At 59.3% G+C, this 10806-nt stretch carries 12 protein-coding genes; 6 read left to right on the plus strand and 6 right to left on the minus strand.

Going from position 1 to position 10806, the window contains the following annotated elements:
- Positions 1-61 precede the first annotated feature (61 nt).
- On the plus strand, positions 62-2206 hold the full coding sequence (locus tag HOJ95_04125; protein MBT6393869.1) for a hydantoinase/oxoprolinase family protein: 2145 nt from the start codon (positions 62-64) through the stop codon (positions 2204-2206).
- Entirely contained in the window at positions 2203-3957 is a 1755-nt protein-coding gene (locus HOJ95_04130) for a hydantoinase B/oxoprolinase family protein (protein ID MBT6393870.1), read from the plus strand. Before HOJ95_04125 ends, HOJ95_04130 begins: the two co-directional genes overlap by 4 nt.
- A gap of 47 nt (positions 3958-4004) precedes the next feature.
- Here HOJ95_04130 and HOJ95_04135 read toward each other — a convergent pair whose 3' ends face one another.
- The 6 genes from HOJ95_04135 to HOJ95_04160 all read right to left on the minus strand — a co-directional run bounded on the left by HOJ95_04135 (position 4005) and on the right by HOJ95_04160 (position 7384).
- Entirely contained in the window at positions 4005-4391 is a 387-nt protein-coding gene (locus HOJ95_04135; GenBank protein ID MBT6393871.1) for a CoA-binding protein, read from the minus strand.
- Positions 4388-5245, minus strand: coding sequence for a CoA transferase subunit A (locus HOJ95_04140; protein ID MBT6393872.1), 858 nt, complete (start codon positions 5243-5245; stop codon positions 4388-4390). Before HOJ95_04140 ends, HOJ95_04135 begins: the two co-directional genes overlap by 4 nt.
- Positions 5246-5278: 33 nt before the next feature.
- Positions 5279-6049 (minus strand): hypothetical protein, encoded by a 771-nt coding sequence (locus HOJ95_04145; protein MBT6393873.1) that lies wholly within the window; start codon positions 6047-6049, stop codon positions 5279-5281.
- A 12-nt stretch (positions 6050-6061) separates the two neighbouring features.
- Positions 6062-6571: a hypothetical protein gene (locus HOJ95_04150; protein MBT6393874.1), complete on the minus strand. Its 510-nt coding sequence runs from the start codon at positions 6569-6571 to the stop codon at positions 6062-6064.
- Between the two features lie 6 nt (positions 6572-6577).
- Positions 6578-6883 (minus strand): hypothetical protein, encoded by a 306-nt coding sequence (locus tag HOJ95_04155; GenBank protein ID MBT6393875.1) that lies wholly within the window; start codon positions 6881-6883, stop codon positions 6578-6580.
- Between the two features lie 75 nt (positions 6884-6958).
- On the minus strand, positions 6959-7384 hold the full coding sequence (locus HOJ95_04160) for a hypothetical protein (GenBank protein ID MBT6393876.1): 426 nt from the start codon (positions 7382-7384) through the stop codon (positions 6959-6961).
- A gap of 163 nt (positions 7385-7547) precedes the next feature.
- On the opposite strand from HOJ95_04160, the gene HOJ95_04165 reads away from it, so the two are divergent.
- The 4 genes from HOJ95_04165 to HOJ95_04180 all read left to right on the plus strand — a co-directional run.
- Positions 7548-8312 carry an SDR family oxidoreductase gene (locus HOJ95_04165; protein ID MBT6393877.1) on the plus strand — a complete coding sequence of 255 codons (765 nt, stop codon included), beginning with the start codon at positions 7548-7550 and terminating at the stop codon, positions 8310-8312.
- A 16-nt stretch (positions 8313-8328) separates the two neighbouring features.
- The gene (locus HOJ95_04170) at positions 8329-9093 is read left to right on the plus strand and encodes an SDR family oxidoreductase (GenBank protein ID MBT6393878.1); all 765 of its coding nucleotides are present in this window, start codon (positions 8329-8331) and stop codon (positions 9091-9093) included.
- Between the two features lie 34 nt (positions 9094-9127).
- Positions 9128-9889, plus strand: coding sequence for an SDR family oxidoreductase (locus HOJ95_04175; GenBank protein ID MBT6393879.1), 762 nt, complete (start codon positions 9128-9130; stop codon positions 9887-9889).
- Positions 9890-9891: 2 nt separating this feature from the next.
- Positions 9892-10806 (plus strand): VCBS repeat-containing protein (locus tag HOJ95_04180; GenBank protein MBT6393880.1); only part of this gene is annotated, 915 nt, incomplete at its 3' end.

The raw sequence follows: 10806 nt of genomic DNA on the forward strand, positions 1-10806 counted from the left end.
CCGTGGCCGTATACTCCCTCCAGGCAGTCAAATAATTATTCAAAAGGATAAACAGGGCATCATGTATCAAATTGGCATCGACGCTGGGGGCACGTTCACAGATTTCTGGGTCACCTCGGATTTACCCACCGGCACCGACGAGGCTCCGGCAGCGATGCACAAGACCCCCTCGACACCCGCTGACCCATCGAGGGCCGTAATTCGGGGGATTGAAGAACTCGCCGCCGCGCGTGGACACACTGCCCAAGAATTTATCAAGAAAACCTCTCTCATCATTCACGGCACGACGGTGGCGACGAACGCTGTGCTCACCGAATCGGGCGCCCGCGCGGGGCTCATCACAACACAAGGGTTCAGGGATATCCTCGAAATGCGGAGGGGATGGCGCGAGGAGTTTTTCAACAACAAGAGACCTCTTCCAAAACCCCTTATCCGCAGGGCCCATCGCCTTACCGTTGGGGGCCGCTTGGATGAAACAGGCACAGAGTTAGAGGCTCTCGATGAATCGGCCGTTCGTGAGGCCGCACTTCGCCTCAAGGCCGAGGGCGTCGAATCGCTCGTCCTTTGCCTGATGCACGCCTGGGCAAATCTCGAACATGAAATGCGGGCGGCCCAAATAATTCGCGAAACATTTCCAGAGGCCCATCTTACAGTTTCAACAGAACTTCTCCCCCAGATACGCCTCTATGAGCGCGTGAGCACATGTGCGTTCAACGCTTATGTGGGTCCCATCATCCAAAGCTATTTGGAAAATCTCGACACATCGCTTCGGTCACTCGATTTTGAGGGCACGTTTTTGATAATGGGATCGCACGGCGGTCAGATGACATCCTCCGTGGCTTCTCGCCGAGCCGCTGCCCTTCTTCTCTCGGGCCCGGCGGCAGCACCCATCGCCGCAAGGGAGACGACCGAACCACACGGCATAGAGGACTACATCGTCACCGACATGGGTGGCACCAGCTACGATGTCGCCCTCATCCAGGGGGGAGAGCCGCTCATCACGAATGAAAACTGGATCGGCGGCAGACGCATCGCCCTGCCCTCGCTCGACATCCACACCTTGGGGGCGGGAGGCGGAAGCATCGCCTGGTGCGATCAAGGAGGTATTCTCCACGTGGGCCCGCAGAGCGCCGGCGCACATCCCGGCCCCGCCTGCTATGGCGAGGGCGGCACCAAGCCCACGGCAACAGATGCCTGCCTGGCGCTAGGCTACCTGGACCCCGATTTTTTCCTGGGGGGAAAATTACGTCTTGACCCAGAGGCCGCGAGGGAAACCATCCGCCGGGAAGTGGCTGGCCCGATGAAAATGTCCATCGAGGAGGCGGCCCTTGGTATATACGAGATTATCTGTGTCCATATGGCGGCGGGCATTCGGGAGGTCACCGTTCGCCGCGGGCTCGACCCTCGAGAATTCGCCATGCTCGCGGCGGGGGGCGCAGGGCCGCTTCACGCCAACCACATTGCCCGCGAGCTTGGCATCTCGCTAATTATAGTACCTGGGGACTCCGCCGTTTTTTGCGCTGCCGGAATGCTGGCCTCAGACTTCAAACATAATCTAGCGCAAAGCTGGCGCACCCGGCTCGACACACTTTTCCCCGAGGAGTTGGCCACGCGCTTTGGCGGTCTTCGCGAGGAATGCCGGAGTATTCTCGCCGAGCAAGGCGTCACGGAGAGCGCCATGCATTTTGAGCCCAGCATCGACATTCGCTATCAGGGCCAGTACCACGAGGTGAGTGTTCCGCTGCACCCCGAATTAATCGACACCCCTGATCTCCAAAAAATCCTCGCCCTTTTTCACAAGCGCCACGACACCCTCTACGGCTATGCCAACGAGGAGATGCCCACCGAGTGCATCACTCTTCGGATGAGCGCCCGCGGCAGAACCGAGCACTCCACTGCCCCACCGCTTTCCTTTGAAGAATCGCCCGCCCCGCCTGCGCCACATGCGCCACATGCGCGGCGAGAAATATACACCCCTGGAAATAAAACGCCCCTCAGCGCAGATGTCTACCGCTCGGAGGCTCTTCGGCCCGGCCACCTGATAGCGGGCCCCGCCATAGTAGAGCGCGCAAACACGACGGTGCTCGTTTTGAGCGGATACGAATTGGCCTGCGACACTGGGGACAATTACCTTATCTGGCAAGAGGAGCGCTCAAAGGAAATGCGCGCGCGCTTCCTGACGGACAAGGGAGGTGCCCGGATATGAGCAACCCCGCCATCGATCCGATTCTCGCCTCCGTCCTCCAGCGGCGCCTCCGCTCTGTCACCGAGGAGATGGCTCTCACCCTCCTTCACACAACCCGCTCGCCCATCCTTTCCGAGGGCCGGGATTTCGCCACGGGCGTTTACTGGGCAAACGGGGATATGCTTGAGCAAACCGAGTACACCGCTCTTCTCGGCTTCGCCCTCCAACCCTCGTTGAAGGCGTGTATCGAATATTTTGATGGCGACATTAAACCAGGGGATGTGATCTTTCATAACGATGTCTACCGCGCCGGAAACCAGATCAACGATCTCGGCGTTTTCAAACCAATATTTCACGAAGGCGAACTCGTTGCCTGGACTGCCTGCAAGGCGCACCAAGCAGACCTCGGTGGCGGTGCACCGGGCGGCTACAACCCCGAGGCAACAGAGGTTTGGCACGAGGGGCTGCGCGTGCCGCCGCTTAAAATGTGGGACGCTGGCAAACTGCGCCAGGATGTCTGGGACTTTTTGTTCGCCAACACCCGGCTCGACATTGTGGCCGAGGATGCAAGGGCCTGCGTCGGCTCATGCAACGTAGGCGAGCGGCGCGTTCTAGAGGTACTGGACCGCCACGGCAGAGAAATTTTCGATAGCCACATGGTCTACATCATGGACGGCGCCGAGCGAATTATGCGCTCAGAGGTCGCTGCCATGCCTGACGGTGAATACCGGGGCGAGTCGTTTCTCGCGAACGACGGCCACCAGGAAGGTGTCCGCCACCCGGTCATCTGCACTATCACGATAAAGGGTGACGAAATTTTATTCGACTACACGGGCTCGGCGGGACCGACGCCCGGCTACGCGAATGCCCCCCTTCACGCCGCAACAAGCGGCTTGATGATAGCCATTTTGATGAACGTCGATCCCCAGATTCCGCACAACGCAGGAATCCTGCGGCCCCTAGAAATGATTTTTCCCGAAAACTCGATGCTCAACGCCGAGTTTCCTCGTGCCACCAGCTACGGGAACCACCTCACCCACCAGATATGGGAGGCTGCCGTGAAAGCGCTTTCTCAAGCCATCCCCCACCGCGTCACGGCGGGCTGGAACAAATGCTACTGGGGAATGTCGAGTGGATTCGATGAGCGAAGCCGCCGCCGCTTCGTGGACTTTTTCCTCTTCGCGATGAAGGGGGGCTCGGGCGCAACAGAGGGCCTCGATGGTCTCGCCCACCTCGGCACGGTCATGACGGGAGGCGCCATGACTGCGCAGGACCCCGAAATGCACGAGGTCCAGACCCCGCACCGCCTTCACCATTTCGAATTCGAAACGGACTCCGCAGGACCCGGTCGCTGGCGCGGCGGACTGGGCATTCGGTCGAGATGGTCACTCCTGGCAAAGGATGCCAAGGTCATCATGTTCGGCCAACAAACTGAGCCGGGAGAGGAGCCCTTTGGGCTCTTTGGTGGCAAGCCCGCCGGACTCAACACCGCCAAACTCACCTACCCGGGCGGCCGCAAGCGCGAATTTAAAGGCCACGAGATTGTGAACGGGGTCCAGGGCGCCGAAATCGAGATGACCGCTTCGGGTGGCGGCGGCATGGGTGACCCGAAACTGCGCCCGGCGGAAATAGTAAGAGAAGAGGTGCGCGATGAGATCGTTTCAATCGAATCGGCACGGCGAGACTACGGCGTTGCGCTTGATCCTGAAACACTTGAAATCAACGAGGCCGAAACCGAGAGACTGAGAAAAAATTCAGAAAACCCTGTCTAGGGGGACTCGCCTTCGGGACCGCCATACAGGCGGTGTTCGACCATGATTCACAAATCCATGACGACGGCGAGCCCTGCCGCCTCGGCGCGGCGCGCAGCCTCCTCGTCGACAACCCCTTTTTGAAGCCAAAGGGCCTTTGTGCCCAAGGCAATGGCTTCATCCACCAACCCACTCACGAACCTCGATTGCCTAAAAACGTTCACCATCTCTGGCGGTGCAGGAAGCGCCGAGAGGCTGGGATAACAGCGCTCGCCCAGAAGTGAGTCGTGCCCCGGATTGACGGGCACTACCTCATAGCCCGCCTCTTTCATGTAGACGCTGACGTAATGGCTGGGCCGATGCGCCTTTGGGGAGAGCCCCACGACCGCGATGCGCCCACAATCGCGAAGTACATCGCGTACGATATCGGGCTCTTGAAAAGAGGCCGCGCTCATTTTGCCTCCCTCTCGCGGGCTCCCGAATAATCACGCTCGCGCCATTCATCCAGATGCCCCTGGAGCGTTTCGGGGCTTTTCGCCGACTCTAAAAACGTCGCGATTGCATCCACATCCATATCGTAGGTGGGATAACACGACGCTGGCGCAGCGCCCCCCGGGGCATGCACCACCGCTCGGGTCATGAACGCAGGAATATTCGTTCTCTCTGGTTTATTTTTAAAAAATGCGGTCTCCACTATTCGCTCGGCGGTGATGATCAACCCCTCGGAGGCGCGCGATATGAGAACGTCCTCGAAAGGCCCCCCATCGATTCGCGCATTGCCCTCGACGTCGGCATGCTGAACGTGGACCACACCCCAATCGGGTCTGATCCGGGGAATCATCAAAACTTTTTTCCCGGTGTAGGGGTCCTCGGTCTCACGAAAATCCGAGAGAGCGGGCGTGTCCGGGCCTTGGAGGACATTAATCGGCTGACTTGGCAGCCCGTATGAGGACGCCCTTAGCCCCGCAATGATCGAGTCGCAGACATGCTCCACCACCCGGACGGCCCCGCTCTCGACCCCATGGCGATAGGAGGGTGCCATCCCGAACACGTTTTCGTAGTCCATGCAGCCCGACTGCACCTCGCTCGTCGCTCTCGCCGCGCAGAGAAGATCGATGTCATAGGCCCCCACCGTCTTGATCAGCCGAAGCCCGCGCCGCCCCTGCCGCACCAACTCGCGGGCAAAGGACGAGGGTGTGCGCGAGAGTGATTTGCCGCCCAGGGCAATCATCTGGCCGTCCTCGACAAGAGAGGCAGCCTCCTGAAGAGAAACAAGCTTGCTCACCATCTCAGCATCTCTTTTCCCCATCTCGGCATCTCAATTTTCCATCTTTTGAATCTCTCACCTTTTAACCCGCCGGAGGACTGGAAACTCCGAGTAGCGCACCCCCTCGGGATCAATAGCCTCAAGGGCGGCGAGTTCATCGCGAGTGGGCGGCTGTGTTTCAAAAATTTCCCTTGAAACGTCGAGCGCGAATCCGGTTCTCGCGGCAACCTCCTCGGCGCTGATGCCAGGATGAGTGCTTTCGATCTCAAGTCCGCCCTCGGTAAGCGCAAGAACCGCCAACGGGGTGACAATTCGCGTGAGGTTGCCCGTCTGGGTGACAAAATCAAGTTTCGAGACGAACGTGCGAACATCATGAACCACCCGCCAGATCACAACACGCCGGGCCTGCTCCATAATGACCGAGCCACCGCCCCCACCCGGCAAGCGCACCTTTGGCCGGCCCGGGTCGCCGATATAGCTCATGTTCACCCGGCCCGCTTTGTCTATCTGGGCGCCACCCAGAAACAGCAAATCAACGCCCCCGCGCGAGAACAGATCATAGACATCGGCATTCGAGAAGAGCGAGGCCGCCCCCTCGCAAAGTTTTGGGTCGTTTGTACTGAAAGGTAACCCCTCGGGCTCAGGGTCCACCGAGCCTGCCACCTCGATTAAAACGCTACGGGGGGCATGAAGTTTTCGAGCAAGAAAAATCGCCACCATCGGGAGCGGTGAGTTCACCCCATGAAAAACGCGCTCGCCATCCGCAAGCTCGCGGGCAAGGCACACGGCCATCTGGTCCGCCGCGAGGCGGGCGGCAATGGCATCTTTGCTCTGATCAGTGGTCAAAACATTTGCCTATCATCCCAAAGGCTCGGGAGCGAGATTCGCATCCTCTGCCTCAAGATATGTTTTAAGCCCCTCGGCAGTTGTCGAGAGCTCCATGTAGCGGCGCATACCGGCCTCATCGACCCCATAGGTATGCGCGCAACTGCAAGGCGCAGCACCGCCCGGCGCCTCCACAACAGCGCTCACCATGGACCCCGGCACCGCTGTCATTTCGGGCTCATCGATAAAAACCTCGTCAGGTACAATTTTCTCCGCCGTGATGATCACGCCTTTGGCCGCCTGCGTCATCTCTACATCGAAATAACGGGGGCCCAATATGCGCGCATCGCCATTGGCATTGGCCTCCTGAACGTGAATGATCGCCCAATCGGGCGCGAGCGCGGGAATGGCGTAGAGCATCTCGCCGGTGTAGGGATCATCAAAAGTCTGGATGCCGCTTCGCTCGGGAATATCACTTCCCTTGAAACCGCGCACGGGTTGAAAAGGGTTGCCGTAGGCTGCGGCCCGCAGCCCCGCGAGGATGCTCGCTCAGGCGTGTTCGGTGAGCCCGGCGAGGCCCTTTTCTATCGACTTGCGATAGTTGGGTGCGAGGCCATAGCTCGCCTCAAAAGTGGCGATGCCGCTAAACACGCGGCCAAGGGCCCCTGCCGCACAGAGCAGATCGGCATCAAATCCAGGTGAGGGTTTGATGAGGGTAAGTCCCTTTCGCCCGGCACGAATCAACTCGCGCAAAAACGCCGAGGGTGCCCTATGGAGCAGGCTCCCGCTCGTCGATATTGCATCACCGTCTTTTACAAGTGCCGCCGCCTCAAAGAGCGTTATGAGCTTTGACATGAGACCCTCCCTGCTCAATCCAATAAGTTCTTATATCCTAGGTGAATCGCCGAAAAATGTCAGTCGAACATTAAATTAATCGACAACGGCGACGGCATTAATTTCAAGCAGGCAGCGCGGGTCGGTGGCGAGCTGAACAACCTGGACCGAGGTGGTGGCCGGTTTGTTGTCGCCAAAATACTCGCCCCAGACGCGGTTCAAATCATCTTGGTCGGTGAGGTCCGTCTGATAGCGAGAGACTGTGACCACATCCTCGAACGAGGCGCCAACGGCCTCAAGTCCCTTTTTCAAATTCTCGAGCGCGGCCCGCGCCTGGCCTGCCATGTCCCCGGGCATCGAGTCGAACTCCTCGGGGCGGTGCGGGTGGTGGTGATAGACCGGGGCAGCCGTCACCCCGGCGAAATAAACGGTGGTTCCGCCTTTCACTTTGATGGCTGGGGCGTAGGGCATCCACATATCCGGGGCGTCCGGCCAGTGTATGTGCTCGATGTGTTTAGACATTAAAAAGCCTCCTTAAAATAGAATCCGATTGGGGTATGACTACCACATCATAATCGAAATCGGGCACCGAGGCAGAGGGGCCGCGCATCGTGGCCATTCGCCCTCAAAATGGTATGATTCGGGCTCCTACTAAAATCGGGCTTAGAGCTGAAGGGAAATCATCATGGCGAAAAAAACGCTTGAAGGGAAAAAAGCAATAATCACAGGGGGCTCGTCCGGCATTGGCGCCTCCATTGCGGCGCGCTACGCCCAGGCGGGCGCAGATGTCTGGATAGCAGGCGGTAGCAGCCAGGAGGGGCTCGATAAATCTATTTCGGCCTGTGCCGCACACGGCGCGCGGGCAGGTGGTGCGCTCTACGATCTCTCGAACTCGAAGAACGCGATCAATGTCGTCCGCGAGGGCGCAGAGTTCCTCGGTGGGCTCAACATTCTCGTCAACTCGGCCGGCACACGAAACTTGAGCGCCTTTGTTGATATCGAGGACGATGCCATCGACCTGCTATTTGAGGTGAACGCCAAGGCTGCCTTCTTCGCCTCAAGGGAGGCCGCCCGAATCATGGTTCCTCAGGGCAGCGGCCACATTTTGATGATTGGCTCGGACGCCGGCGAGCACGGCACACCCAACTTCGCCCTCTACGGGGTAACGAAGGCCGCCATGCACGCACTGACGAAAAACCTCGCCATTGAACTCGGGCCCTCGGGTCTGAGGGTCAACTGCATGGCGATGGGCCCCACGCGCAGCGGCCGGGTGAAGGTCATGCTTGAGAGCGACCCCGATTTCTACGAGAGCCGAATAAACAAGGTGCCTATCCGAGACTTCGGCGACCCCGAGCAAATCGCCGAAACCGCGCTTTTCCTCGTCTCGCCCTCGAATAATTTCATGAGCGGCGCCATCGTCATGATCGACGGCGGCATCACTGCCGGATAACCAGGAGCAACGTAAAATGCCGGAGAAAAAACTAGCTGGAAAACGCGCCATCGTAACCGGAGCCTCCTCGGGAATGGGCGCCTCCATGGCCCGCCACATCGCCGCCGCTGGTGCCAACGTTTGGGCAGTGGGCGGCGGCAATGACGAGGCGCTCAAGGAGACCATCACTGATTGCACCGCCTCGGGCAGCAAGGCGAGCGGAAAGGGATACGATTTTTCCGACGCAAGACAGGCGGGCGTCGCGGTAAAAGAGGGCGCGGATTTTCTCGGCGGGCTCGACATTTTAGTCAACTGCGCCGGGGTGCGAAATTTCAAGTCCCTTGTGGATATCGACGATGAAGACATCGACTTCATGTTCGAGTTGAACATCAAGGCCCTGTTTCACTCATCACGCGAGGCGGCCCGCATTATGGTTCCGCAAAAGAGCGGACAAATTCTCATGATCGGCTCGGTCTCGGGCGAGCGCGCACGGCCCACCCGCTCGCTCTACTGCGCCACAAAGGCTGCCGTAAATTCACTGACAAAATCCATGGCGCTTGAGCTTGGCCCCATCGGCATCCGGGTCAACTGCCTCGCGCCGGGGCTCATCGACAGCGGACGGGTAAAAACCATGCTGGGCGATGATCCCGAGGAGATGAAACGCCGCACCAGTGGCATCCCTCTTGGAAGGCTGGGCGATCCCGAGGATATCGGCGCGACCGTCGTGTTCCTTCTCTCGCCCGAGAACAGCTTCATGAACGGCTCCGTTGTTTCTGTTGACGGGGGCGCGGTCGCGGGATAAGTCGCCACCGCTTAACAAGGAAAGAGAATTTATTATGGAAGGAAAAATTCTGGCGGGAAAACGCGCCATCGTTACCGGCGCATCGGCAGGCATGGGCGCCGCCATAGCCCTTCGCTACGCCGAGGCGGGGGCCGACATATGGGCCGCCGGCGGCTCTGATGCCGAGGGACTAAAAGACACGATTGATCGTTGCGCCGCCCTGGGTGTAAAGGCGGGTGGAAAGGGATACGACTTCACCCAAGCCGCCACAGCAAGCGAATGTGTCCGCGAGGGAGCCGAGTTTATGGGCGGCCTCGATATTTTGGTCAATTGCGCTGGCGGGCGGGTGTTCAAGCCCCTCGCCGAGACCTCGGATGAGGAAATCGACTTCATCTTTGACCTTAATACGAGATCGATCATTCTTGCCTGCCGCGAGGCGATTCGCATCATGACTCCCCAGGGAAGCGGACACATCGTCAACATGGGCTCGATCGCGGGAGAGAACGCGAGCGCCGACCGCTCGCTCTACTGCTCGACGAAAGCCGCCGTCCATTCGCTCACCAGATGCCTCGCCATCGAGTTGGGCCCCCTCGGCATTCAAGTGAATTGCCTGGCGCCCGGCATCGTGAATAGTGGCAGTGTCAAAAAACGCCTCGACGCGAATCCCGATTTTGCAGAGATGAGAAGGGGCCAAGTACCCCTTGGCCTGATCGCTGGGCCCGAAACTATCGCCGCCGCCGCATTGTTTGTTGTATCGCCCGAGAACAACTACATGAGCGGCGCCATTGTCGCCCTGGATGGAGCGGCGGGCGCATAAAAATGAAAAAACGATATGCTCTGATTCTCACTTTTTCTATGCTAGTGGCTGACCACACAGCCGCGTTAGCCCTCGCCGCCCCTGGCGATAAAATAGGACCGCCAACCACCCATCAGACAATCGGAATCTCCCTCCCCGGTAAGGTGGCGTGGCTCCTCGCCCTCAAGGGGGGCAAAAAAGATACCCTTCTCGCACTCATGAATTCCGGTGTCCTCTACCGCATAGCCCCCGCCGGCGGAAAACTGCGCCCCGAGCGTTTGCTGAAGACCCCGAAATTGTCCGTAAAAGTTCCGCCTATCGACCTGGGTGGCGATGCCATCGCTGGCGTGGCGTGGGGCGGCTCGCTCCTCGTAATCGCTCTCGCAAAGGGCGTGGCCGACCGCGTGCTCACAAGCCGCGAGCTCTCGCCGCTCTCAAGGCCGGTGTTTCTCAGCAAAAACGCCATAGTAGCCGCCGGAAGAAAGGGCTCACTGATTCTTTTCGAGAAAAAAGCGGGCGCTTGGCGAGAGGCGCAAAAAATACCAGGCGCCCAGGCACTGGGGGATAGCATTCTCACGGCAGCTGATATCGACGGCGACAGGCAAAAAGAATTGATTGTCCTGGCAGCACCCACAGAGCGTTACGGTCATGGCGTCCTGGGCGATGCCATCGAGCCCTCGGAAATTCGCGCCTACAAACTCTCTGGCGGGCGGCTCGGGCACATGTCCACCTACCAGGCAGGCGGCGCAGGCGTGTTCGAGGCGCTCGGCACTCTCGCCGCTGATATCGACGGCGATGGACGCGAGGAGATTCTCGTCACGAGAAGCGATGACGCCTCGGGCGCGGCTCATCTGGCTCTATCTCTCCGGGGCGGCAAGCTCCTCCTCAAGGCGGCGGGCACGGCCATCGGCATGGGAAACCGCTGGTCTCATCTTCTC

The sequence above is a fragment of the Nitrospinaceae bacterium genome, assembly GCA_018669005.1.
In the GTDB taxonomy this organism is placed as follows: domain Bacteria; phylum UBA8248; class UBA8248; order UBA8248; family UBA8248; genus UBA8248.